This window comes from Streptomyces sp. NEAU-174 (assembly GCF_052665095.1).
Genome location: NZ_JBQTCE010000009.1, coordinates 32,192 through 56,826, shown reverse-complemented (window position 1 = coordinate 56,826; position 24,635 = coordinate 32,192). Strand labels below are relative to the sequence as shown.

The following is a 24,635-nucleotide window of genomic DNA, read 5'->3' as shown; positions in this document are numbered from 1 at the left end:
CACGGGTACCGGACACACACCCGACGACGGGCTCCGGTGCCGCGGATGCGAGATCCGTGGCACCGGGGCCCGTCGACTCGGCAGAACGGGGGGTTCACCAGTCGTGCGAGGCGTGACGCATCACATCACCGCCATCCACGAGGACGGCACGGTCTACGAGGTGAGCTACGGCTACGGTCCGGGGCAGCGGCGGCTCCTCGGCTGCCGGCACTGCGACTGGCAGGAGCGGATCACCTACGGCGGCGCCCGGCACAAGGGGCTCGATCACCTCGCCCAGGCGCACGGGGCCCTCGGCTCGCCGCGGATGACCGCCGACGCGGCGGCGCGGCGGCAGGTCGTCCTGATCATGCTGGCCTGTTTCGCGGTGGCCGCGGTCATCGTCTGGTGGGCCGCCTCCCAGGGGTGAGCCGCGGTCATCGTTTGGTGGGCCGCCCCCCAGGGGTGAGCCGGCGGTTGTCGCGGAAGCGGGCGGTCCGCCCCTCCCGGCCGAGGGCCAGCGCCGTGCACACCGCCGCCAGCGGCAGCTCCGCGCAGAGGGCCATCGCGACCGCCGCCGCCAGCTCCCCGCCCGGCGCGGCCGTCACCGTGTCGAACCACGCGTCCACCACCAGCAGCGCCCCCGTCGCCGCCGCGGTCAGCCGGTGGCGGTCGTCGCCGCGCCGCCGCAGCGCGGCGGTGGTGAGCAGCCCGAGCGCCTCGAGGGCGTCCAGGCCCACCCACGCGACGTTCCAGTGGCCGACCCGCGTCGTGGACGGCAGTGTCCGGGCCAGTACGTACAGCCAGGGGACCAGCGCCGCAAGCTGGACCTGCCGGTCGCCGAGGCGGACCACCGCAGGGTGCTGGCTGTGCTGCGCTTCCTGGGCGTGGGGTGAGGGGCGCCCCGAAGGGGCGCGGGGCTGTGCCGGTGTGCGGCGCTGCCGCGCGGGCGCGAGCCGCCTGCGGCGGGCTACTCCCCTCCCCGCCCCTTCCCGAAACTGGGGCTCCGCCCCAGCCCCCGGGACCGGGGTTCCGCCGCAGACCGCGGGGCGGGGGTTCCGCCCCAGTCCCCGGGCCGGGGCTCTGCCGCAGACCGCGCGGGGCGGGGGTTCCGCCGCAGACTGCGGGGCCGGGGCTCTGCCCCAGTCCCCGGGCCGGGGTTCCGCCGCAGACCGCGCGGGGCGGGGGTTCCGCCGCAGACTGCGGGGCCGGGGCTCGGCCCCAGTCCCCGGGCCGGGGCTGCGCCGCAGACCGCGGGGCGGGGGTTCGGCCCCAGTCCCCGGGCCGGGGCTGCGCCGCAGACCGCGGGGCGGGGGTTCGGCCCCAGTCCCCGGGCCGGGGCTGCGCCCCAGTCCCCGGGCCGGGGCTGCGCCGCAGACCGCGGGGCGGGGGTTCGGCCCCAGTCCCCGGGCCGGGGCTGCGCCCCAGTCCCCGGGCCGGGGCTCCGCCCCAAACCCCGAACCCAGGGCTGCGCCCCAAACCCCCGGACCGGGGCTCGGCACCAAACCCCGAACCCGAGACTCCGCCCCAAACCCCGGGGTCCAGGGGCGGAGCCCCTGCCGCGCGGCGGAGCCGCATATCGACTCTGCGGGAAGGGGCGAGGAGGGGAACAGCCCGCCGCAGGCGTCAAGATCCGCCGGACTCCTAGCGGGCCCGCAGACCGTCCAGCAGGAGCTCGCAGACGGCCGCGAAGGCCGGATCCATGTCCGGGTCCGTCCACCGCGGCGCGTAGACGGGGTCGTGGAACTGCGCCGTCGCGTCCCACAGCGCCCGGCCCGTGACACGGGCATCCCGCATCGTGAACTCCCCGCTCGCGATGCCGCTTTCGACGATCGTGGTGAGCTGGCCGATCATCGTCTCGACATGGCGCGCGACGATCTCGCTGTTCTCGGAGGCCAGCGCCAGATACGTGGCGAAGAGCTCCGGATCGACGCCCGCCTTACGGCGCTTGGCCGCGAACAGCGTGAGCAGCCAGTCCTCCAGCCGGTCGGCCGCCGGGCCCTTGGCGCGGGCGATCCGGGACAGGCTGTCGTGCTCCTGGTCCAGCCACCGCTCGGTGACCGCCTCGCGCAGCGCCGTCTTGGAGCGGAAGTGGCGGTAGACGCTGCCGTGGCTGACCCCCAGCGCCCGGGCCACGTCCACCACCGTGGCCTTCGCGGGGCCGTAGCGGCGCAGCACGTCCTCGGTGGCTTCGAGGATGCGGGCGGGCGTCAGGGGGGTCTCGGGCGGCGGCGGCATCGGGTCCCTTACTTCTTCTCGCTGTCGAGGGTGGCCATCTGGGCCTCCGGGTAGCGGGCGCCCGCGGCGGCGTCCGCCGGGACGGCCTCCTCGATGGCGTCCAGGTCGTCGGCGTCGAGCGTAACGTCAAGCGCGCCCAGGGCCTCGGCCAACTGGTCGCGGCGGCGGGAACCGACGAGCGGGACGATGGCGGTGGAGCGCCGGACGCCCTGCGCGAGCACCCACGCGATGGCGATCTGGGCGACGCTGACGCCCTTGGCGTCGGCGATCTTGCGGAGCGCCTCCACGAGTTCGAGGTTGCGGTCGAGGTTCTCGCCCTGGAACCGCGGGGCCCTGTTGCGGAAGTCCTGGGCGTCCGTCGTGCGCTCCCGGTTCCAGTGGCCGCTGATCAGCCCGCGCGAGAGCACTCCGTACGGGGTGATGCCGATGCCCAGCTCACGGCAGACGGGCAGGATCTCGTCCTCGATACCGCGCGCGACCAGCGAGTACTCGATCTGGAGATCCGAGATCGGGGCGACGGCGGCGGCCCGCCGGATGGTCTCGGCGCCCACCTCCGAGAGGCCGATGTGCCGTACGTAACCCGCCTGTACGGCCTCGGCGATGGCCCCCACCGTCTCCTCGATCGGGACGGCCGGGTCGAGGCGGGCGATGCGGTAGATGTCGATGTGGTCGGTGCCCAGCCGCTGGAGCGAGTAGGCGAGGAAGTTCTTGATGGCGGCGGGGCGCCCGTCATGGCCGGTCCAGGCGCCGTCCGGGCCGCGCAGGGCGCCGAACTTCACGCTGGTCAGGGCGCGTTCGCGGTGGGCGGCGGGGGCGGTGCGCAGGGCCTCGTTGATGAGCAGTTCGTTGTGGCCCATGCCGTAGAAGTCGCCGGTGTCGAGCAGGGTGATCCCGGCGTCGAGTGCGGCGTGGATGGTGGCGATGGACTCGGCGCGGTCGACGTCGCCGCCGTACATGGCGGACATGCCCATACAGCCGAGGCCGAGCGCGGAGACGTGGGGGCCGGTGGTGCCGAGCTGGCGGTTCTGCACGGGGGTGCTCCTTGGGATTCCGGGGTGGGGTGTCCAAGGAGAGCGTGGCATGTGCGATGACAGATTTCAATATCTGTCATCGCCCACCCGTTGCCTCGTTCGGTTGTTCCGCTTGTTTCGCCACTTGCTCCGCTTGTTTTCCGCGACCTCCTACGACACCTTGCGCGGCAGCCGCAGGCTCATCAGCAGGGTCAGCGCGACCGCCCCCAGCTGCGCCGCGAGCGTGATGACCAGCGCGTCACCCATGCCCGCCGACGGCCCCAGGGACAGGAAGAGCGTGCCGAGCGTCGCCACGCCCAGCGCCAGCGCCGACTGCTGGGTGGTGACCATCACGCCGCTCCCCACCCCCGCCCGCTCGCTCGGCACATCGGCCAGCACGATCCGGATCAGCACCGGAAGCTGGAGCCCCTGCCCGAACCCGGCCAGCGCGACGCCCGGCAGCAGCCCGGCCAGCGACAGATCCGGCCAGTTCCGCCATACGGCCACCGTCAGCAGCGCGATGCCCACCGCCTGGATCAGCCCGCCGGCGGTCACCACACGGCTGCCGTAGCGGCCCACCAGGCGCGGGCCCATCAGCGAGGCCACGAAGAACGTCGTGGCCATCGGCGCCAGCGCCAGCCCGGCCTCCACCGGCCCGTACCGCAGCCCCTGCTGGAGCGCGACCGCGATGACGAACATGAAGCCGCCGAAGCCGATCGAGAACGGCACCACCATGGCCAGCCCGCGCCGCAGCCCGGGCAGGGCGAACAGGCTCGGCGGCAGCAGCGGCGTGTGCCCCGCCCGGTCCCGGCGCCGCTCCACGACGTAGAACGCGGCGGCCACGAACGGGAACGCGCCCAGCCCCAGCCAGGTCCACAGCGGCCAGCCCGCCGCCCGACCCTCGGTCAGCGGCACCATCAGGGTGATCAGCGACAGCGCGAGCAGTACGGTGCCCGGCACGTCCACCGGCGCGGGCCGCTCCGAGCGGGTCTCGGGGACGGTGCGGACCGCGAGAACCAGGCCGAGCAGCGCGACCGGCACATTGACCAGGAAGACCGCGCGCCACCCGGTGCCCGCGATGTCCGCGGCCACCAGCACACCGCCCAGGATCTGCCCCGCGACCATGGACAGACCGGCCGTCGCGCCGTACATGCTGAGCGCGCGGGCGCGGCGCGAACCGCTGGTCGAGGAGTGGATCGTGGCCAGCACCTGCGGAAGCATCAGCGCGGCCGAGGCGCCCTGCGCCACCCGGGCGCCCACCAGGCTCCAGGCGTCCGGCGCGAGCCCGCAGGCCAGCGAGGTCAGCCCGAAGGCCGCCATCCCGGCGAGGAAGAGCCGGCGCCGCCCGAAGGTGTCGCCCAGCCGCCCGCCGAGGACCAGCAGCACCGCGTACGCCACGCCGTATCCGGCGACCACCAGCTCCAGTACGGCCGGACCGGCGTGGAGGTCGTGGTCCATGGTGGGCAGCGCCACATTGACGATGAAGAAGTCGATCAGCGGCAGCGCCGCGCCCAGCAGCACGGTGAACAGACCGAGGGGGCTCAGCGCGGGTCCGGAGGAGGTGTGGGTCTGGGTCCGCCCGGGGGTCTTCGTCGCACCCGGGGTGGCGGTTCTCGTTCGTATCGTGGAAATCTGCGTTTCGGTCACGCTTACGAAGATCCCGCGTCGCTCAAGCTGGTACCAGAGTGTCTTTATCCTGGTACAAGAAGTACCTGGCAACCGGCTGAGCTCTCGGGCACCCTGGAGGCATGACCACGATGGTGCACGATGCCACGGCCGGGGCCACGGCCGAGAGCAGGAGCGCGGGGGCCGAGATACGGCGGGGCGAGCTGGCCGCGTTCCTGCGCAGCCGACGGGAGCGGATCACACCCGAGCAGGTGGGGCTGCCGCGGGGCCGCCGCCGGCGCACCCCCGGGCTGCGCCGCGAGGAGGTCGCGCAGCTCTCGACCGTGGGTGTGACCTGGTACACCTGGCTGGAGCAGGGCCGCGACATCCATGTCTCGGCGCAGGTCCTCGACGCCATCGCCCGCGCGCTGCTCCTGGACCGCAGCGAGCGCGCCCACCTCTTCGCGCTCGCCGGTGCCATCGATCCGACCCCGGCGAGCGAGTGCACCGGCATTCCGCAGTCGCTCCAGCTCATGCTGGAGCGGCTCGAGCCGTTCCCCGCCTGCGTCCAGAACAGCCGCTTCGACCTGCTCGCCTACAACCGCAGCTACCGGCTGCTGATGTGCGACCTGGACCAGGTGGCGCCGGAGGACCGCAACTGCCTGTGGCTGGCCTTCACCAATGACGAATGGCGCTCCAGCCTGGTGGACCGGGACGAGACGATCCGGCTGATGGCGGCCAAGTTCCGGGCCGTCATGGCCGAGCATGTGGCCGAGCCCGCCTGGAAGGCGATGGTGAAGCGGCTGGAGGAGGCCTCGCCGGAGTTCCGGGAGATCTGGGCGCGGCATGAGGTGATCCGGCCCGGCGACAAGATCAAGGTCTACCGCCAGTCGCAGGTGGGCATCCTCCGGCTGGCCTCCACCAGCCTGTGGACCGGCCCCCAGCAGGGCTCCAAGCTGCTCACGTACACCCCGGCGGACGTGGAGACGCAGGAGCGGCTGGAGCGGCTGCACGCGCTGGCGCTCGCGGAAGAGGCCACGACGGAAGAGGCCACAACGGAGCAGGTGGCCCCGGCCACGGTCTGACCCGCCGGGCCCGGGGCTCTGCCCTGGTGAGCGCGCGGGCTCCGTTACGGCCCCACCGCTCGTGTGCGAGCGGTGGGGCGGCGGGAGGGCGAGCGTGGTGGTCGGGTGGTCAGTAGAGGTGGCGGACGAAGACGTCCGACTTGCCGTTGGTGTCGCCGGGGACGATGTCGTCGGCCGTGGAGTGGAAGACCACATCGCGCCCACCCGCGCTGACCGCGTCGGTTCCGGCCGAGGCGGGCTGGTTCGAGACGATCTCGTCGGTGCCCGTCTCCAGGTCGCGCAGCATGAGCGACGGCCCGTTCGTGTCGTGTGGGGCGTACAGCAGATAGCGGCCGGTGGGGTCGATGGCCACGCCCCGCGCGTTCGGCACCAGTTGGTCGGCGCCCGAGCTCTCGTCCTGGACGTAGGTGTCGGCGCCCGAGAGGTAGACGATCTTGCTGCCGTCCTTGCTGATCTGGACGAGGGTCGCCGCCTTGGACGGGCCCTCGATCGGACCGGCGGAGGTGTCGTCGGTCTGGTCCCATACGAAGACGTCCTCCGCCTGGCCGTCCTGGTAGGCGACAAAGCGGCCGTCGCCGCTGATGGACGGCCGGGACGAGACGTTGTGGCCGAACTCGGTGACGGTCTGCGTGTGGTTGGCCTGCCAGTCATTTACCTCGATGCGCTGCCGGGACGGCGGTCGGCTGAAGGTGGCGACCTGGGCGATGTAGCGGCCGTCCGTGCTCAGCGACGGCTGACTACAGCTGAGGCCCGAGCAGTTGATGCCGATCGTGCTTGCCGAGCTCACCCGGGACAGGAAGGTCGTCGTGTCCCTTTGCAACAACCCCCATAGGGCGACGTATTGCCCGTCACCGCTGATCACCGGCGGCTGGATCGGTGCGGTGAGGGTGCTCATCAGTGTGGTCTGGCTCGTCCGCTGGTCGCGGACGAATACCCGCTGCCCTGTCACCGGGGTGGCGGGTGCGAGGTTCTTCGCCGACGACGCGAAGGCGATACGCCGGCCGTTGGCCGTGATCGTGGCGTCGGCGGAGTCGCCGTCACCCTGGGTGCCGTCGGTCGCGACACTGATCCGCTCGACCCCGGCTCCGCTGACGCTCGTGGCGCCCGGCACGGTCCTCGGCTCAGCCGAAGCGGCTCCGGGCAGCGCCGCCGTGACCGCGCAGACCACGACCGTGGCGCCTAAGGCGGCCCGCACACGTCTGGTGGCACTCCGATTCGCGTTTCCCCTCATTTTCCCCCCTGAGACAGGACATGGTCCTTCTCCCCGGTTCCCCAACCGAGGGCCACAAGCATGCAACCGTGACCGCGCTGTGGGGTCAATGCGTCGCATGACTATCGAGAGGTGCGGTTCCGGTCACGTGAGAGCGGCCGGTTTCGCAGCGCGCAGGGCAGGGCGATGCTGCGGGAGGGGGCGAGAAGGGGGCGGCCCGCCGCCGCAGGCGGCACGGTTCGCCGGACGGCCGCCCCCCCCGGGCGCCTATGGCGCCTTCGCGTTCGCCGACGTCTGCCCCGTCGGCTTGCCCTCCTCGAACAGCGCGGCCGCGTGCCGGGTCGTCCTCTCGGCCCACTGGCCCGTGGTCACCAGCCCCAGCAGCAGGATGACGGCACCGCACGCGGCGATGATCCACCACGCGGGGCGGGCCGCGTCCACGAACGACGCGGCGGCCGCCGGCGAGGCGGCGTGCCCCATTCCGCCCGCCGCCGCCGACGCGGCGCCCGCCGCCAGCACCGCGCCGATGACCGCGACACCGAGCGACTGGCCCACCTGGCGGCTGGTGGAGGCGACGGCCGCGGCGACCCCGGCCTGGGAGCGGGGCATCCCGGAGACCGCCGTATTGGTGATGGGCGCGTTGACCATGCCGAAGCCCAGGCCGAACAGCACATAGCCGATCAGCAGCCCCGCATCGCTCGCCTGGACGTCGAAGACGGCGAACAGGATCCCGCTGGCCGTTATGGCCACCCCGGCCACCAGCATCGACGGCCGCGGCCCGCGGGCGCCCACCAGCCGTCCGGACAGCGGCGCGCAGACGAAGCACATGAACGCCATGGGCAGCATCCACAGCCCGGCGTGCAGCGCGTTGAGCCCGCGCACGTCCTGGAGGTAGAGCGTATTCATGAAGAGATAGCCGCCGAGCGCCGCGAAGGCGCACACCGCGACGACCGTCGCCCCGCTGAACGGCGCGCTGTGGAAGAACCGCACATCGATCAGCGGTTCCGCACGCCGCCGCTCGTAGCGGATCAGCGTGAGCAGCCCCAGGGCGGCGATCCCCGCACAGGTCGCGATCAGCGGCGAGTCCCAGCCGCGGTCCGGCGCCTCGATGATCGCGTAGGTGAGGGTGCCCAGCACCGCGATGACCAGCAGCTGGCCGACCGGATCGGCCCGGCGCGGCCTGGGGGCACGCGACTCGGGGACGTAACGGGCGGTGAGGAGCAGCGCCGCGAGCCCGACCGGAATGTTTATCCAGAAGATCGAGCGCCAGCCGACGGACTCCACCAGCAGCCCGCCCACGATCGGCCCGGCCGCCATGCTGATGCCGACGACCCCGCCCCAGGCCCCGATGGCGCGGGCCCGCTCCCTGGGCTCGGTGAAGACGTTGGTGATGATCGACATGGCGACGGGGTTGAGCATCGAACCGCCGATCGCCTGCACCATCCGGAAGAGGACCAGCGTCTCCAGATTGGGCGCGAGGCTGCACAGCCCCGAGCCGAGGGTGAAGATCACCAGCCCGGTCTGGAAGGTGCGCTTGCGTCCCACCCGGTCGGCCGTCGACCCCGAGAGCATCAGCAGGGCGGCGAGGACCAGGGTGTAGGCGTCGATCGTCCACTGCATCCCCGAGACGGAGGCGTGCAGATCACTCCGTATCGAGGGCAGCGCGACATTGAGAACCGTGTTGTCGAGGCTGACGAGCAGCAGGCTCATGCAGCAGATCGCCAGCACAAGCATGCGCCGCCGATGGCTGAGCTCACGCATGGTTGAACGCTACATCGATACCGTCGGTGCGGCGGTCAGCACCGCCCTGTCGATCCCTCTCGCGGGTGCGGGACGAGTTCCCTCCCGCGGGTGCGGGACAATAAGAGATCGGCCCCGCCCTCCCACCGTAGTACGCACGAGGAAGCTGATCCCATGACGCAATCGCCGCAGACGCCGCACCCGGAGCGGACGCAGCTGCGGATCGGACCCCATACGGTCCAGCCGCCGGTCGTCCTGGCACCGATGGCCGGGATCACCAACGCTCCGTTCCGCACCCTGTGCAGGGAGTTCTCGGGCGGCAAGGGCTTGTTCGTCAGCGAGATGATCACCACCCGGGCGCTGGTGGAGCGGGACGCCAAGACGATGCGGCTGATCCACTTCGACGGCACCGAGAAGCCGCGCTCCATCCAGCTGTACGGGGTGGACCCGGTGACCGTCGGCAAGGCCGTCCAGATGATCGTGGACGAGGACCTCGCCGACCACATCGACCTCAACTTCGGCTGCCCGGTGCCCAAGGTGACCCGTAAGGGCGGCGGCTCGGCGCTCCCGTACAAGCGGCATCTGCTGCGCTCGATCCTGCGCGAGGCCGTGACCGCCGCGGGCCCGCTGCCGGTGACCATGAAGATGCGCAAGGGCATCGACGACGACCACATCACCTTCCTCGACGCGGGCCGGATCGCCGTCGAGGAGGGCGTGACCGCGATCGCCCTGCACGGCCGCACCGCGGCCCAGCACTACGGCGGCACCGCCGACTGGGAGGCGATCGCCCGGCTGAAGGAGGCCGTCCCCGAGATCCCGGTGCTGGGCAACGGCGACATCTGGTCCGCAGACGACGCCGTCCGGATGATGCGCGAGACGGGCTGTGACGGCGTGGTCGTCGGGCGCGGCTGCCTGGGGCGGCCCTGGCTCTTCGGCGACCTGGTGGCCGCGTTCGAACCGGGCGGCGGGGCGTCGGTGTCCGGCTCCGGGGCGCCGGGGTACGCGCGGCCGACGCTCAAGGAGGTCGCGGCCGTGATGCGCCGCCACGCCGAGCTGCTCGCCGAGTGGCTGGAGGACGAGGAGCGCGGCGTGATCGACTTCCGTAAGCATGTCGCCTGGTACACCAAGGGCTTCTCGGTGGGCTCGGAGATGCGCAAGCGGCTGGCGATCACCTCCTCACTCGCCGAGCTGGACGCCCTGCTGGCCGAGCTGGACCTGGACCAGGAGTGGCCCCCCGGCGCCGACGGCCCGCGCGGCCGCACCTCGGGCCGCAACCGCGTGGTGCTGCCCGACGGCTGGCTGGACGACCCGTACGACTGCGCGGGCGTCGGCGCGGACGCGGAGCTCGACACCTCGGGCGGCTGAACCCGGTAGTCCGGGGGTCACACGGGGTCATCACCGGATAAAGTGATGGGCTCGTGGTCGCGGTGGGATCTGGACGATCTGGGGGGATCGGTGACAAGCGTCGTCTTCGTCCACGGCACGGGGGTCCGGGCCAAGTCGTACGAGAAGAGCTTCGCACGGGTCATGAGCGGCCTGGGGCGGGTGAGAGCCGATGTCCAGGTCGCCCGCTGTTTCTGGGGCGAGGAGCACGGAGCCGCGCTGGGGCTCGGCGGGGCGTCGCTCCCGGTGCGCACCAAGAACCGCGGCGTCGGCGGTGACGGCGCGCTGGACGAGGACGATCCGCTGGCCGTATGGGCGCTGCTGGAGGTGGATCCGCTCGCGGAGCTGCGGGAGTTCGTACAGGCGGCGCAGGACGGCGGCGAGGAGACGGGCTTCGCGCCCGGCCGCGTCGACCCCTGGGAGACCGTGGCCGACACGGTGCGCGGGCTGACGCTCGCCGGCACCGGGCAGACCGGTGGCGGTCTGCCCCGGCTCGTCGCGGATCTCGCACCGCATCTCGACGAGGCCGCCGGCCGCGTGGCCGACGAGATCTCCGGCAGCCTGGGCGGCAGCTCGCCCGCCGACGGCATCGAGCCCATCGCGGCCCGCGCCGTGTACGCCCTGGCCGTCCAGCTGGCAGAGGGTCCGTACGGCGACGACGAGCCACTCGCGGTGGACGGCGCCGACCGCGACGCGCTCGTCGGCGCGCTCACCGATCAGCTGGGCGGCACCGACCGGGGCGGATTCGTCGCCGGTGCCGCGAAGGGCGTCGCCGTACGGGCGCTCAACGCCTACCTCTCGCCGCTGTCTTCACTGGCCCATACCTTCCGCGGCGGAATCACCAAGGGTTCCGTCCCGGCCAGTGGCGACATCCTCCGCTACCAGGTGCGCGGCGCGGGGGTGCGCGCCGCGATCCGGGCGGCGGTGCGCGACGCGGTCGAGGCGGGGGACGGCCCGGTGGTGCTGCTCGCCCACAGCCTCGGCGGTATCGCCTGTGTCGATCTGCTCGCCGAGCCCGATCCGCCCGCCGGGGTGGAGCTGCTGGTGACGGTCGGCTCCCAGGCACCGTTCCTCTACGAACTGGACGCGCTCACCGCGCTGCGCCGCGACGAACCGCTGCCGGCCGCGTTCCCCCGCTGGATCAACGTCTACGACGAGCGGGATCTGCTCGGCTTCGTCGGCGAGAAGGTCTTCCCCGGCCGGGTCACCGATCTGCGCGTCAACACCCGCCAGCCCTTCCCGCGCGCCCACACCTCGTACTTCGCCCACCAGCGGCTGTACGACCTGCTGGCCCCGGAGCTGCCGAAGTGACAGCGGTGGCGCACGACTGGCGCCGCACCCACGCCGTGATCGTGGCGGTCGAGCAGTACAGCGGCGGCGACGGCTGGACCCTCGACGGCCCGGTGAACGACGCGCTCGCGATGCGGACGTGGCTGACCGGGCTGGGCGTGCCGCCGGAGAACATCCGCCTGCTGGCCTCGCCCACGGAGGGAAACAAGGCGGCCGTGGAAGCGGCGGACCGCGACTACCGCCCGGCGGACGGCCCCACCATCCGTCAGGTCTTCATGGAGGAGCTGCGGTCCCTCGACGCGGACTGGCTGTGGATCTACTGGGCGGGGCACGGCGTACAGGCCCCGGGAGGCCGCTGGAGCCTGCTGTACCCGGAGGCGCGGGACCGGGACATACGGGGCCTCGACGCGCTGAACCTGATGACGCTGCTGCGCACCGAGCATCTGCCGAAGCGGGGCGTGGACCGGGTCACCGTGATTATCGACGCCTGCTGGCAGGCCCTTCCCCTCCGCGCCCACATGATGGTCCCCAAGCCGGACGAGCCCGCCACGAAGCCGGAGATCAACAACGCCCGCGAGATCTACTGGATGCGCGCCTGTCAGCCCGGGGCGGTGTCCAAGAACCAGCAGGGCGCGGGCCTGTTCACCTCCGTGCTGTTACGGCAGCTCGAAGCGGCCTCCGCCGGCGGCGTGGCGCCGGACCTCGACCGGGTGTGGCAGGGGGTCCGGGGCGAGTTCGAGCGGCTGGGCCGGGAGGAGGGACTGCGGCAGTTCCCGACCGTGCACATCAGCAGGGGGGACCGGAACGGTGAGGACATCCCGCTCGGCCCGCCCCGTTCGCCGCTGGACGAGCAGCAGCGGCGGGAGCGCACCAAGCTGATCCACGCGATCGGCGTGCTGCTGGGGGAGCGTCCCGGCCTCGCGGGGGAGGCCGTCGTCGGGCTCTGCGAGCAGTTCACCACCGACCCGCCCGCCACGACGCCTCCCTCGGCCGAGGACCTGGTCGACTGGGCGCTGGAGAACCCGCACGGCACCGTCACCCTCTTCGCGGAGCTGAGCGCGCGGGCCCCGGTCCGCACAGGGATCCGCGAGGCGTGCCATCTGCTCCAGAACCAGTGGCTGACCCATGCCGAGTACGTGGGGCTGGTCGGGCTGCTGGAGCGGCTGGGGCAACGGGGGTGGCACGACTTCGCCGAGGTCGCCCGCGAGAAGTACCCCACCATGGCCCTGTCGTCCCTCGATCCGGCCGCGCTGGTCGACGACCTCGAAGCCGTGCTGCTCCCTCCGCCGAAACAACTCCCGCAGCTGCTGCGCGTCGTGGAGCACTTCGCCGCGCTCTGCGGGGGAGCGGTCGCGGGAGAACTGCAAGCGTGGTCGCTGAAGTGCGCCAAGCGGATCGACCTCGAGGGCCAGCTGCACGAACGGCGCGGTGAAGCGCAGGAGCACGCCGAGCGCGTACAAGCAGACCCGGACACCGTCACGGACCAGCGGATCCAGATACGGCTCCACTCGCCGAGCGGGGACGGGCAGCGGCGCGCCTATGAGGTCTGGTCGCGGCGCGGTGACAACGTCAACTCCCTGGCGAAGGCCGATACCCCCGCCTCGCTGGAGGAGATACAGCGCGGCCTCGATCGCCTCCTGAGCGGACATGCCCGCACCCATGACACGCTGGTGGAGTTCTTCGTGACCCCCACCGACCTGGAACTGGCCGTGCACCGCTGGCAGCTCGACGCCGAGGGGCCGCTGGAGCGCTCGCTCGGCACGGACTATCCGGTCGTCGTGCGCTGCACCGAACTCCGGGAGCACCAGCGGCATCTGTGGGAGCGGCGCTGGGAGCGGGTCGGTACGGCGGGCGCCGAGGATCTGCACTGGCTGTCCGCCCACTATGAGACGTTCAAGCAGGTCAACGGCGACCTCCAGGGCCAGGAGGACGCTCCGGGCGTGGTGCTGACGTCCCCGGTGCGGGCTCGTTCGGAGGTCTTCAACGCCTGTCTGTTCGGCGGCGTGCCCGTCCTCATATGGCACGGCGAGGCGGAGGGCGCCGCCGCGCAGGCCGAGTTGGAGACCCTGCTCCGCACCGAACGGCTGTGGTCCCTGCCTCAGCATCTGCGCAAGCTCCGGTCGGCGAGCGAGGCCGACGAGAGCCACCACGGCCGCCATATGGCCCTTCTGTGGGACGATCCGCACCGCCCGCTCCCCGACCAGCTCGACCTGTCCGCACCCTAAGTCCGCACCCTGAGGAGAGACGAAGAAGATGGCACAGGACTGGAGGCTCTTCCAGGGCGGCGACACCCGGCCCCACGAGGTGGAGACCTGGCCCGCCGCCCCGCCGTGGCGGCGCTTCGGCGAGGACGCGCGGCGCCGGGACAAGGAGCGGCCGCTGCCGTATCTGATCTCCGACGAGGACCGCGACGTCGTCAACATGGCGCTACACCTGCACCGCCCGCTGCTGGTCACCGGCCGGCCAGGCACCGGCAAGTCGACCCTGGCCCACGCCATCGCCCGCGAGCTGATGCTGGGCGAGGTGCTGCACTGGCCGGTCAACAGCCGCTCCACGCTCACCGAGGGCCTCTACTCGTACGACGCGGTGGGCAGGCTGCGCGAAGCCTCCCTCAAGCGGCGCGCCGACGAGACCGCCGGGACCGAGCCGGACATCGGCGACTATCTGCGGCTCGGCCCGCTGGGCACCGCGCTCCTTCCGGCCCGCACACCGCGGGTGCTGCTCGTGGACGAGCTCGACAAGGGCGATGTCGACCTGCCCAATGACCTCCTCACGGTCTTCGAGGAGGGTGAGTTCGAGATTCCGGAGCTGGCCCGGCTGGGGGAGGGGAGGACGGTCCATGTGCAGTACGCCGGCTCCCGGGAGAAGGTCGGGATCACCAGCGGCTGGGTCAGCTGCTCCGTCTTCCCCGTCGTCGTCATCACCAGCAACGGTGAGCGTGAGTTTCCCCCGGCGTTTCTGCGCCGCTGCGTCCGGCTCGACCTCAAGCAGCCCGACGAGGCGCAGCTCCAGCAAATCGTCACCATGCATCTGGGCGAGGAGGTCGGCGCGCGGGCCCAGGAGCTGATCGCCGACTTCGTGTCCCGGCGCAACGAGCGGGAGCTGGCCACCGACCAGCTGCTCAACGCGGTCCGGCTGCGCTCCTCCGGGGTACGGGTCGACCAGGACGTCCTCGACAAGCTGTTCCGCTCGCTGAACGAAGTCGACGCGCAATGATCGAGCGGCTGTGCGCCCTGCTGGAGGACGCGGGGGTCGAGCTCTCCGAGGTGGAGCTGCGCGACGTCCTGTGGTTCGCCGCCACCACCGCCCCGGCGCGGGACGAAGGGGACGGCGAGGAACCGGCGCCGTCCCGGCGTTCCGCCGCTCCCGCCTCCGGCGCGGCCGACGGCGAGGACGAGGCGAAGGGCGCCCAGCGGCAGCTCCCCGGGGCGCTCACCCCCGGCGAACCCGAGCCGGGACCCCTCGTCCCCGCCGGGCTCTACGCCCCCGGCGCCGCCCGCCCCGCCGCGGCCCGCCCGGCGCGTGCCGTCGGCGTCCGGGGCGTCCGGGCGCTCCCCGGGACGCGCCGGCTGTCCCGCGCGCTGCGGCCGCTGCGGCGCAGCGTGCCGTCGCGCACGTCCTTCCGCGTCGACGAGACCGCCACCGCCGAGTGGATCGCCGAGACCGGTCTGCCGGACGTGGTGTTGCGCCCCCGCCCGGAGCGCTGGCTGAGCGTCGCGCTCATCGTGGACGACGGCCCGTCGATGGTGCTGTGGCAGCAGCTCGCCGCCGAGGTGCGCGGACTGCTGGAGCGTCAGGGCGCCTTCCGCTCGGTGCGGACCTACGGCCTGGACAGCGCCCAAGAGGACCGGCCGGTGCTCAGGGCGCGGCCGTACGCCCCCGGCGCCCCGCGCCGCACCGCCCGCCAGCTCACCGACACCTCCGGCCGCACCGTGATGCTGGTCCTCTCGGACGGGGTGGGCCCGGGGTGGCGCGGCGGCGCGATTCCGCGGCTGCTGCGCCGCTGGGCCCGCCACTCACCGGTGGCGGTGCTCCAGCCGCTGCCCGCGCGGATGTGGCCGGAGCGCGGTATGCCCACCCAGCGGCTGCTGGTCGACGCGGGCGGCCGCGAGGGCGCGCCGGGCCGCGCCCTGTCGGTGCGCCATCCGGTGCTGCCGCGCGGCCTGGTGTCGTACGAGGGCATGACACCGGTGCCCGTGCTGGAGCTGGCCGAGGGCGAGCTGGGCGCGTGGGCGGCGCTCACCGGTACCGGCGGCGGCGGTGAGCCGCTGCCGGTGATGCTGCTGGACGGCGCGGAGAAGCCGGTGGCCGCGCGGGCCACGGCCCACGCCCCCGAGCCGACCGCCGAGGAGCGGCTGCGCCGCTTCCGGGGCGCCGCCTCGCCCGAGGCCCAGCGCCTGGCCGGGGCGCTGGCCACGGTCCATCCGCTGACCCTGCCGGTGATGCGGCTGATCCACCAGGCGGGCGCGGGCCGTGGGAAGCGCTTCCACCCGGCGCAGCTGGCCGAGGTGTTCCTGGGCGGGCTGCTGCGCGGACGGGAGGGGAGCGCGGAGGAGTACGAGTTCCACCCCGGCGTCGTGGATCTGCTGCTGGACGCGGTCCGGACCTCGGACGCGCTGGAGACGGCGGCGCAGGTCACCGAGTTCCTGCTGCACCGCCAGGGCAGCGGCCCCGAGTTCCGCGCCCGGCTCTCGGGCGACCACGGGGACTCCCGCGTCGCCGAGGAGGCCCTTCCGTTCGCGGCGGCCTCGCCGGAGCTGCTGTCGCGGCTCGGGCTGCTGGAGGACGCGGCGGAGGAGGCGCCGCCGGAGCGGGAGGAGCCGGTGCGGCAGCCGCCCGAACCGGCCACCCCGCCCCCGACCCGCGAGGTCCCGCCCCGGTCCTACACCTCGGAGCGGGTCCAGCCGATGATGATCGCGCTGGTGCGGCGGCTCGCGGCGGACAACGGATTGCCGAGGGGGGTGCGCTACCAGGTCGACCAGGTGCTGGACAACGCCGACGCGCGGAACGAGGAATCCGGCTGGTGGGGCGTGCGGTTCCTGCCCAACCTGGCCTACGAGCTCGTCAGGGCCGGATGGAAGGGGTACGCCGAGGAGCTGAAGGAGGCGGCGCGGGAGCAGATCGCGGGGCTGAGGTCCGCCGAGGACCTCGAATCCCGCAACCTCCGTGGGCATTTGGCGATCACCCTGAACAAGCTCGGGGAGCGCGACGAGGCGGAGCGCGAGCTGCGGGCGGTGGTCGCGGTCTCGGCGCGGGTGCACGGCGAGGAGCACGACTACACCCTCTTCGCCCGCGGCTACCTCGTGGACCTGCTCCACGACGCCGGGCGGCTGGAGGCGGCGGAGGAGGAGTCCCGCACGCTGCTCGACGCGTGGGACCGGCGGGTGGGCGGCGACCATCGGGCGGAGGTCCTGTCCCGGCGCCAGGTCTACGGGCGGGTGCTGGTGGACCTCGCGCGCGTGGAGGAGGCCGCGCGGGAGTTCCGGACCGTGGCCGCCGGGCGGCGGGAGCTGGACGGCCCCAGGCACGCCAGGACCGTGGCCCCGCGGGTCTGGCTGGCCGTCGCGCTGCGCAGGCTCGGGCTGTACGACGAGGCCGAGGCCGAGCTGCGGTCGGTGGTCGAGGACTGCCGCTCGGCGGAGTCGGACGTGGACGACGCGCTGCTGACGGCGGAGTTTGCCCTCGGCGAGCTCTTGGACACCAGACAGCGCAACGAAGAGGCCGAGGCGCTGTGGCGGGAGTTGGTCGAGCGGACCTCCGCGAGCCTGAAGCCGTGGAACTGGCGGATCCGCCGCGCGCGCCGCAACCGCATCCACCGGCTGCGCGCCCTGAGCCGGTACGCCGAGGCGGAGGCCGAGCTCGACACGCTGGTGGAGGAGACGGTCGGCACGCTCGGGAAATGGCACGACGACTCGCTCATCGCCCAGCGGCTGCGCGCGTTCGTCCTGGAGGACCAGGGGCGGTACGACGAAGCGCGGCCGATCTACCGCGAACTCCTGGAGCAGCAGATCCCGGTGTTCGGGGAGGACCATGCCAATGTCCTGAGCACGCGCTACTGCCTGGCGACCAGCATGAGGCTGGCGGGGCTGAACGAGGAGGCGCTGGCGGAGTACACCGAGGTGCTCGACGACTGGCTCCGCGTCCTCGGACCGGACAAGCAGTCGACCCTCATGACCCGGGGCGGCCGGGCCAGGACCCTGGCCAACCTGGGACGCCGCGAGGAGGCCGAGGCCGAGTACCGGGTGGTCGTGGAGGCGGAGGCCCGGGTCCTTGGCCGGGACGCCCCGCTCGCGCTGACGACACGTCTGAACCTGGCGGCGCTGGTGCGCGATCAGGAGCGCTATGAGGAGGCCGAGGCGGAATTCCGCCAGGTGGTCGAGGGGCGCGTCCGGGCGCTGGGCGCCGAGGCCGAGGCCACGCTGGCCGCGCGGCACAGCTGGGGGTACGTGCTCAACAAGCTCGGCCGGTTCGCGGAGGCCGAGCGGGAGATCCGGGAGACGATCAAGGGACGGCTCCGCGTGCTGGGCCCGGAGAACACCGGAACCCTCTGGACCCGCCACAATCTCGGCATCACCCTCAAGGGCCTCGGCCGCCTCGACGAGGCGGAGGCCGAGTGGCGGGCCGTGCTCGAGATCTGCGAGCGCGTCCTGGGCGATGAGCACAACTGCACCGTGAAGACCCGCGAGGCCCTCGCCGGGTTGCGGGAGCCCGGGGACGACCGGGCGTCCTGAAATATGGCGTGATTCCTTCGCCGGGGACGGCGGGCCCCGGCCCCCTGATGCGAAGAGGGCCCGTATCAGCCGTATCAGGGGACCGTGGAGGAGCTGCCCCTCGGCATTCGCGGAGGTGGTCGGCCCCCCTTCCCGGCGTGTCGCTCATCTGAGCGTGCCCCCTCTCGTTGTATCCAAAAGGCGAGACAATGGACCCTGACAAGGCGTGATTCTCGCCACTCTGATCGGGCCTTCGCTCAGATGAGCGGCAACTGAGAGGTGAATCGGTGGCATCCCGCTGTGCTCACCTCTCCAATGCGTGGCACTCAGTGCCACCCACTTGATGTTCGACACCTCGAACCATCGGTTACGTATAGTGAAATTCCAAGCGTCCATCGCGGGCGGAGGGTGGGTGTGTGTTCGAGGCTTGAAGGCACCTCGTAAGGGCCTCGTTCGGGCGCCGCACTTTCGAACACGTGGCAGGCGGGTGGTTACAGCCGTATGACGGTGGAGTGGACCTGCTCAGGGGCCTTTGATCTGGGTACGCTCCCCGCCGTCAGGGCAGCCGAGCCGAGGAGATCGAGTCCCGTGCCGGAAACACAAGATCAGCAGAAGTTCGTTTACGACTTCACCGAGGGCAACAAGGATCTCAAGGACCTGCTCGGCGGGAAGGGAGCCAACCTCGCCGAGATGACCAATCTCGGTCTCCCCGTGCCACCGGGCTTCACCATCACCACCGAGGCCTGCAAGGTCTACCTGGACAGCGGTGCGGAGCCCCCGGCCCTGCGCGACGAGGTGAGTGCGCACCTCGAAGCCCTCGAAGCGAAGATGGGCAAGAAGCTCGGCCAGGCGGACGACCCCCTCCTCGTATCCGTACGGTCCGGCGCCAAGTTCTCGATGCCCGGGATGATGGACACCGTCCTCAACATCGGCCTCTCGGACCAGTCCGTGGCCGGGCTTGCCGCGCAGGCGGGTGACGACCGGTTCGCCTGGGACTCCTACCGGCGCCTCATCCAGATGTTCGGCAAGACCGTGCTCGGCGTGGACGGCGACCTCTTCGAGGAGGCCATCGAGCAGGCCAAGCACGCCAAGGGCGTCACCGTCGACGTGGACCTCGACGCCGCCGACCTCAAGAAGCTGGTCGGCGAGTTCAAGGACATCGTCGCCAAGGAGACCGGCCGGGGCTTCCCCCAGGAGCCGCGCGACCAGATGGACCTCGCCGTACGAGCCGTGTTCGACTCCTGGAACGGCGACCGCGCCAAGCTCTACCGCCGCCAGGAGCGCATCCCCCACGACCTCGGCACCGCGGTCAACATCTGCTCCATGGTCTTCGGCAACCTCGGCCCCGACTCGGGCACCGGCGTCGCCTTCACCCGCGACCCGGCCAGCGGCCACCAGGGCGTCTACGGCGACTACCTCCAGAACGCCCAGGGCGAGGACGTGGTCGCGGGCATCCGCAACACGGTGCCGCTCGCCGACCTCGAGCAGATCGACCAGCGGTCCTACAACCAGCTGATGCAGATCATGGAAACCCTCGAGACGCACTACAAGGACCTGTGCGACATCGAGTTCACCATCGAGCGCGGCAAGCTGTGGATGCTCCAGACCCGCGTCGGCAAGCGCACCGCCGGGGCCGCCTTCCGGATCGCCACCCAACTGGTCGACCAGGGGCTGATCGACGAGCCCGAGGCGCTGCGCCGGGTCAACGGGGCGCAGCTCGCACAGCTGATGTTCCCGCGCTTCGACCACGAGGTGGCCTCCGGTGACACCGTCCAGAAGATCGGCCGGGGCATCGCCGCGTCCCCGGGCGCCGCCGTCGGCAAGGCCGTCTTCGACTCGTACACCGCCGTCAAATGGTCGCGCTCGGGCGAGAAGGTCATCCTCATCCGCCGCGAGACCAACCCCGACGACCTCGACGGCATGATCGCCGCGGAGGGCATTCTGACCTCGCGCGGCGGCAAGACCTCCCACGCCGCCGTCGTCGCCCGCGGCATGGGCAAGACCTGCGTATGCGGCGCCGAGGAGCTCGAGGTCGACACCAAGCGGCGCCGGATGACCGTCCCCGGCCGGGACGGCAAGGACGGGATCGTGATCGAGGAGGGCGACGTCGTCTCGATCGACGGCTCCTCCGGCAAGGTCTACCTCGGCGAGGTGCCCGTCGTGCCCTCGCCGGTCGTGGAGTACTTCGAGGGCCGGATGCACGCGGGCGCCGACGACGCGGATGAGCTGGTGGGCGCGGTGCACCGGATCATGGCGTACGCGGACCGAGTACGCCGACTGCGGGTACGGGCCAACGCGGACAACGCCGAGGACGCCGCCCGCGCCCGCCGGTTCGGCGCCCAGGGCATCGGGCTCTGCCGCACCGAGCACATGTTCCTCGGCGAGCGCCGGGAGAAGGTCGAGCGGCTGATCCTCGCCCACACCGAGGAGGAGCGGGACACGGCGCTCGGCGAGCTGCTGCCGCTCCAGAAGAACGACTTCGTCGAGCTCTTCGAGGCGATGGACGGGCTGCCGGTCACCGTCCGGCTGCTCGACCCGCCGCTGCACGAGTTCCTGCCCGACATCACCGAGCTGTCGGTGCGCGTCGCCCTCGCCGAGTCCCGCAAGGACCACAACGAGAACGATCTGCGGCTGCTCCAGGCCGTGCACCGGCTCCATGAGCAGAACCCGATGCTGGGCCTGCGCGGGGTGCGGCTGGGCCTGGTCATTCCCGGACTGTTCGCCATGCAGGTGCGGGCGATCGCCGAGGCCGCCGCCGAGCGCCGCAATGCCAAGGGCGACCCGCGGGCCGAGATCATGATTCCGCTGGTCGGCACGGTCCAGGAGCTGGAGATCGTCCGCGAGGAGGCCGAGCGGGTCATCGCGGAGGTCGAGCAGGCCCGGGGCGTGGACCTCAAGCTCACCCTCGGCACCATGATCGAGCTCCCGCGCGCCGCGCTGACCGCCGCTCAGATCGCCGAGTCCGCCGACTTCTTCTCCTTCGGCACCAACGACCTCACCCAGACCGTCTGGGGCTTCTCCCGCGACGACGTCGAGGCCAGCTTCTTCACCGCCTACCTGGAGAAGGGCATCTTCGGCGTCAGCCCGTTCGAGACCATCGACAAGGACGGCGTCGGCTCCCTCGTCCGCGCCGCCGCCCAGGCGGGCCGCGCCACCCGCCCGGACCTCAAGCTGGGGGTCTGCGGTGAGCACGGCGGCGACCCGGAGTCCGTCCACTTCTTCCACGAGGTGGGCCTGGACTACGTCTCCTGCTCCCCGTTCCGCATCCCCGTGGCCCGCCTGGAGGCCGGCCGCGCGGCGGCGAACGGCCGGTAGCGGCCGGTGAACCGGTAGGAGCCGGTAGGACCACCGGAGTCGGCGCCGGGAACACCCACCCTCACCCCCGGCGGCGGCTCCGGATCTCAAAGGGGGCGGCACCTTGTGCGGAGGTGCCGCCCCCTCATTCGTCGGTCAGTCGAGGGGCGTATCGGGTGAGCGGAGCCAGAGTCGCTGTCCGCCGGGGGACACGGTCAGCCCGAAGTCGCCGGAGTCCGGGCTGCCGTCGTTCACGTACGCCTTGTGCACGGCCGTGGCCTCGTCCCACAACTGGCGTGGGCCGTAACTCCACACCTCCTCCTGGGTGACCGTGGCCGCCGACCCGTTTCGGTCGTGCAGCCAGAGCTGATAGCTGCCGTCCGCTGTGCCGTCGGCTATGACCACGCCCGGCAGTTTCGCGCCCGCGTAGAGGGCGAAGCCGAGGCTCGCCATGGTCTCGGCGGGAAGCGCGTTTTCGGTGCTGCCGCGCCGCCCGGTTCCGCTGTCCACCGGGACGTCCGGGCCAGGGCGCTCCGAGCGCATCGGCATGAACCGGGCACCGCCCACGAACCGGCCGGACGCCACCCCGTCGCCGCCCACGTCGAGCCGTACCAGCGCCCCGGACCAGAAGTCCCCCGCCACCGGGGCGAGGATGCGCCCACCCGGCTTGGTCTGCCGTACCCATGCGGAGGGGATGCGGCGCACCGAACAGGTCGCGATGACCCGGTCGTACGGCGCCCCGGACTCCCACCCCCGTGCGCCGTCGCCCCACACGACGTCGGGGCTGTATCCGGCCTCCTTGATGACCTTCGCGGCCTTCTCCGCCAGCACCGGATCGACCTCGACGGTGGTGACGTTCCCGCTCCCCAGGCGCGCGGCGAGCAGCGCCGCGTTCCAGCCGCTGCCGGTGCCGATCTCCAACACCCGCTGCCCGTCGGCGACGTCCAGCGCGGTGAGCATGCGCGCCACCATCGTGGGCATGGAGTTGGACGAGGTCGCGATGGCCGGGCCGTCGCTCTGCCCGTCGTCCACCTGCGTCACGATCGGCACATCCCGGTAGACAAGGTCCCACCAGGCCGCGTCCGTCGTGACGGGGACGCAGGTGGCCCGCTGCTCCCAGATGTCGGCGGGGATGAAGTGATGGCGTGGGACGGCGTCGAAGGCCGGGCGCCATGCGTCCGGGAGTTCGCCGGACGCGGTGAGGGCTTCCACCAGTGCCTTGTGACGTGGTCGCCAGTCCTCGGTCATGGGCCCTCACTTCTCCCTCGGGGGCGGCGTGCCGTCCGGCGGGGGCGGCGGCGGGGGCGTCCACGGCTTGATCGGAGCGGGGTCGCCCTTGTGCTTGTTCTCGACGGTCATGGTTCTACCTCCTGGGTGCGGGTGCTTGGGCGTCCGTGCTGAAGGCCTGTCCCGACCGGGCCCGCCGCGTGGCCTCCTCGTAGGCGCGCAGCAGCCCCTCCCCGGTCTCGCACTTGGCGCCGGGCGTCCGGCAGGACGGGCAGCCCGCGGCGTGCTCGATGGCCGTACGCCATGCCTCGTCGGCGAACGGGTCTCGGGTCTCTTCGGTGGTGTGCTCGGAGAGCTTGCCGTAGGAGTCGTCCTGGACAACGGCGCCGGATCGGTCGCCAAGCAGTTCCAGGGCGCGGTTCGCGACGGGGGTGGGCGCGGAGGTGGCGTCCCACCGTTTGCCCACCGGTAAGGGCTCGATGTCCTCGGTGTTCGACGGTGTCCACGGCAGGTTACTGGTCGTCATGGGCGGCTCCGTGCACGGTCTGTGTTCTGACCGTCACATCGTGCCGACCTGGCGCGGCGTCACATTGCACTCCCCTGTGCAACTTGACGGTTACGTTCCGTGCTACAGGCCGATCCAGTGCGAGAATTCGGCGAGCTCGCCGCTCCGCGACCGTTCACGCGACCGCAGGGCGATGACCGTCTCGCGGGTCGTGGGGTGGTACCGCGTCTGCTGAGGTGCCGTCCGGCGCGCCTTTTGCAGGCAGGTGAGGGCCTGTGCCGCATTCCCGGTCCATAGGTTTGCCCTGCTCAGGTCCAGCCAGTGATGGCCTGCCCGGGACCGGTCCCAGCGCTGGGGGAACCGTACGCCGTCCGCCAGTTGGACTGCCTGGTCGTACTCCTCCAGATCGCAGGCGATCGCGACGGCGTGGACGCCGACGTTCGTCGGTCCCCAGCCCACGCCGTAGGCCGCGGTCTCGCCGGTTCGCCGGGCCAGTTCGCGGGCCTCGGTCACACGGGCCTCGACCTGATCGGGGTTCTTCATCCGGCCCGCGATGACGGCCGCCCGCAGCTGAAGGACGCCGGCCATCGCGGCGAGGCCGTGCGGGCTCCGTGCGTCCTGGCCTGCCAGGTCCCGGAGAGTACTGTCCACGACGCGCATGCCCAGGTCGTATCGGCTGGAGGAGAGCGTGGTCTGGGCGCGCAGATAGCCGTACATGGCCGCGAGGCCCGGCTCGTCGGCGCGAGGTGCCGCCCAGTCCAGGCGTTGCAGGGCAACGGTGGCCAGGTCCACGTATCCGAAGGACCAGGCCAGCGTGAAGACGCACCGGAATGCCCAGGCCAGGCATTCGTGGGCCTGCCGCCGCTCCTCGCCGCCGGTGGTGTGGATGGCCTGCACGCATTCGTCGATGAGTGCCGGGAGATCGACGGCCATCGGTAGGTACTCGGCCTGCCGCCGCTGCACCAGGACCCTCTCCATGTCGGCACGGATGAGCGCGACCGGACGGGGCGGCACCTGCCAGTCGAGGGGGATGTCCCAGTTCTCCATGCTGACCCGGATGGGCTGTATGACCTCGTCGAGCCGCTCGCGCCGAAGCTCCTGGGTGTAGGGCTGGCCGAGCAGATCCGAGGTGGTCACGCTGAGGGCGCGTGCGCAGGCCGCGATGAGTGAGGGCGAGGCGGGTCGCTGGCCGCACTCGACCTTGGACAGCAGGGACTTCGAGACGTTGGCGCGCATGGCCAGACCTTGCTGGGTCAGGGAGCGTTCGCGGCGGGTGCGAGCGATGCGTGCGCCGGTGTGTTCCTCATGGCTCTGCGGCATGGTGAACTCCGTTCTGGCCTCGACACTCAGAACGGTACCCGC

17 protein-coding genes and 1 pseudogene are annotated in these 24,635 nt (G+C 72.1%); 9 read left to right on the top strand and 9 right to left on the bottom strand.

The features are described 5' to 3' along the window. The first annotated feature begins 112 nt into the window (after positions 1 to 112). Positions 113 to 406: a hypothetical protein gene (locus tag ACT2CW_RS26075; protein ID WP_240813108.1), complete on the top strand. Its 294-nt coding sequence runs from the start codon at positions 113 to 115 to the stop codon at positions 404 to 406. A 7-nt stretch (positions 407 to 413) separates the two neighbouring features. Here ACT2CW_RS26075 and ACT2CW_RS26070 read toward each other — a convergent pair whose 3' ends face one another. After that, positions 414 to 830, bottom strand: coding sequence for a hypothetical protein (locus ACT2CW_RS26070; RefSeq protein ID WP_445518454.1), 417 nt, complete (start codon positions 828 to 830; stop codon positions 414 to 416). On the opposite strand from ACT2CW_RS26070, the pseudogene ACT2CW_RS26065 reads away from it, so the two are divergent. Beyond that, positions 798 to 872, top strand: a pseudogene (locus ACT2CW_RS26065) (DNA-binding response regulator); the annotation flags it as partial. The gene ACT2CW_RS26070 and the pseudogene ACT2CW_RS26065 sit on opposite strands and share 33 nt — an antisense overlap. Positions 873 to 1,620: 748 nt before the next feature. On the opposite strand, the gene ACT2CW_RS26060 reads toward ACT2CW_RS26065, so the two are convergent. From ACT2CW_RS26060 to ACT2CW_RS26050, 3 genes are all read right to left on the bottom strand, one after another. Beyond that, positions 1,621 to 2,214 (bottom strand): TetR family transcriptional regulator, encoded by a 594-nt coding sequence (locus tag ACT2CW_RS26060; protein WP_445518453.1) that lies wholly within the window; start codon positions 2,212 to 2,214, stop codon positions 1,621 to 1,623. Positions 2,215 to 2,222: 8 nt separating this feature from the next. Further along, entirely contained in the window at positions 2,223 to 3,245 is a 1,023-nt protein-coding gene (locus ACT2CW_RS26055) for an aldo/keto reductase (RefSeq protein ID WP_445518452.1), read from the bottom strand. Between the two features lie 150 nt (positions 3,246 to 3,395). Next, a complete protein-coding gene (locus ACT2CW_RS26050; RefSeq protein WP_445518451.1) occupies positions 3,396 to 4,871 on the bottom strand; it encodes an MFS transporter in 1,476 nt (491 codons plus the stop codon). A gap of 101 nt (positions 4,872 to 4,972) precedes the next feature. On the opposite strand from ACT2CW_RS26050, the gene ACT2CW_RS26045 reads away from it, so the two are divergent. After that, positions 4,973 to 5,914 (top strand): helix-turn-helix transcriptional regulator, encoded by a 942-nt coding sequence (locus ACT2CW_RS26045; RefSeq protein WP_445518450.1) that lies wholly within the window; start codon positions 4,973 to 4,975, stop codon positions 5,912 to 5,914. Between the two features lie 109 nt (positions 5,915 to 6,023). Here ACT2CW_RS26045 and ACT2CW_RS26040 read toward each other — a convergent pair whose 3' ends face one another. Both ACT2CW_RS26040 and ACT2CW_RS26035 read right to left on the bottom strand, forming a co-directional pair. Next, a complete protein-coding gene (locus ACT2CW_RS26040) occupies positions 6,024 to 7,109 on the bottom strand; it encodes a hypothetical protein (protein ID WP_445518449.1) in 1,086 nt (361 codons plus the stop codon). Positions 7,110 to 7,391: 282 nt separating this feature from the next. Continuing rightward, positions 7,392 to 8,885 carry an MFS transporter gene (locus tag ACT2CW_RS26035; protein ID WP_164429427.1) on the bottom strand — a complete coding sequence of 498 codons (1,494 nt, stop codon included), beginning with the start codon at positions 8,883 to 8,885 and terminating at the stop codon, positions 7,392 to 7,394. Positions 8,886 to 9,038: 153 nt separating this feature from the next. On the opposite strand from ACT2CW_RS26035, the gene dusB reads away from it, so the two are divergent. From dusB to ppdK, 6 genes are all read left to right on the top strand, one after another. Beyond that, complete coding sequence (gene dusB, locus ACT2CW_RS26030) at positions 9,039 to 10,229, top strand: tRNA dihydrouridine synthase DusB (RefSeq protein WP_445518448.1); 1,191 nt, start codon at positions 9,039 to 9,041, stop codon at positions 10,227 to 10,229. Between the two features lie 90 nt (positions 10,230 to 10,319). Beyond that, entirely contained in the window at positions 10,320 to 11,558 is a 1,239-nt protein-coding gene (locus ACT2CW_RS26025) for a hypothetical protein (protein WP_445518447.1), read from the top strand. Then, positions 11,555 to 13,762, top strand: coding sequence for a VMAP-C domain-containing protein (locus ACT2CW_RS26020; RefSeq protein ID WP_445518446.1), 2,208 nt, complete (start codon positions 11,555 to 11,557; stop codon positions 13,760 to 13,762). Before ACT2CW_RS26025 ends, ACT2CW_RS26020 begins: the two co-directional genes overlap by 4 nt. A gap of 28 nt (positions 13,763 to 13,790) precedes the next feature. Beyond that, the gene (locus tag ACT2CW_RS26015) at positions 13,791 to 14,753 is read left to right on the top strand and encodes an AAA family ATPase (protein WP_445518445.1); all 963 of its coding nucleotides are present in this window, start codon (positions 13,791 to 13,793) and stop codon (positions 14,751 to 14,753) included. Further along, on the top strand, positions 14,750 to 18,268 hold the full coding sequence (locus ACT2CW_RS26010; RefSeq protein WP_445518444.1) for an SAV_2336 N-terminal domain-related protein: 3,519 nt from the start codon (positions 14,750 to 14,752) through the stop codon (positions 18,266 to 18,268). The genes ACT2CW_RS26015 and ACT2CW_RS26010 overlap by 4 nt, the downstream gene beginning before the upstream one ends. A gap of 567 nt (positions 18,269 to 18,835) precedes the next feature. Further along, a complete protein-coding gene (ppdK, locus tag ACT2CW_RS26005) occupies positions 18,836 to 21,562 on the top strand; it encodes a pyruvate, phosphate dikinase (RefSeq protein WP_445518443.1) in 2,727 nt (908 codons plus the stop codon). A gap of 135 nt (positions 21,563 to 21,697) precedes the next feature. On the opposite strand, the gene ACT2CW_RS26000 is transcribed toward ppdK, so the two are convergent. The 3 genes from ACT2CW_RS26000 to ACT2CW_RS25990 all read right to left on the bottom strand — a co-directional run bounded on the left by ACT2CW_RS26000 (position 21,698) and on the right by ACT2CW_RS25990 (position 24,593). Next, complete coding sequence (locus ACT2CW_RS26000; RefSeq protein ID WP_445518442.1) at positions 21,698 to 22,789, bottom strand: methyltransferase domain-containing protein; 1,092 nt, start codon at positions 22,787 to 22,789, stop codon at positions 21,698 to 21,700. A 115-nt stretch (positions 22,790 to 22,904) separates the two neighbouring features. Next, positions 22,905 to 23,294 (bottom strand): hypothetical protein, encoded by a 390-nt coding sequence (locus tag ACT2CW_RS25995; protein ID WP_445518441.1) that lies wholly within the window; start codon positions 23,292 to 23,294, stop codon positions 22,905 to 22,907. A 102-nt stretch (positions 23,295 to 23,396) separates the two neighbouring features. After that, positions 23,397 to 24,593, bottom strand: a complete 1,197-nt coding sequence (locus tag ACT2CW_RS25990; RefSeq protein WP_445518440.1) for a helix-turn-helix domain-containing protein — start codon at positions 24,591 to 24,593, stop codon at positions 23,397 to 23,399. Between the last annotated feature and the right edge of the window lie 42 nt (positions 24,594 to 24,635).

Bases quoted from the DNA above. Each gene is read 5' to 3' on its own strand.
- ACT2CW_RS26060 (WP_445518453.1), bottom strand. From the start codon at position 2,214: ATGCCGCCGCCGCCCGAGACCCCCCTGACGCCCGCCCGCATCCTCGAA.
- ACT2CW_RS26045 (WP_445518450.1), top strand. From the start codon at position 4,973: ATGACCACGATGGTGCACGATGCCACGGCCGGGGCCACGGCCGAGAGC.
- ACT2CW_RS26035 (WP_164429427.1), bottom strand. From the start codon at position 8,885: ATGCGTGAGCTCAGCCATCGGCGGCGCATGCTTGTGCTGGCGATCTGC.
- dusB (WP_445518448.1), top strand. From the start codon at position 9,039: ATGACGCAATCGCCGCAGACGCCGCACCCGGAGCGGACGCAGCTGCGG.
- ACT2CW_RS26015 (WP_445518445.1), top strand. From the start codon at position 13,791: ATGGCACAGGACTGGAGGCTCTTCCAGGGCGGCGACACCCGGCCCCAC.
- ACT2CW_RS26010 (WP_445518444.1), top strand. From the start codon at position 14,750: ATGATCGAGCGGCTGTGCGCCCTGCTGGAGGACGCGGGGGTCGAGCTC.
- ACT2CW_RS26000 (WP_445518442.1), bottom strand. From the start codon at position 22,789: ATGACCGAGGACTGGCGACCACGTCACAAGGCACTGGTGGAAGCCCTC.
- ACT2CW_RS25995 (WP_445518441.1), bottom strand. From the start codon at position 23,294: ATGACGACCAGTAACCTGCCGTGGACACCGTCGAACACCGAGGACATC.
- ACT2CW_RS25990 (WP_445518440.1), bottom strand. From the start codon at position 24,593: ATGCCGCAGAGCCATGAGGAACACACCGGCGCACGCATCGCTCGCACC.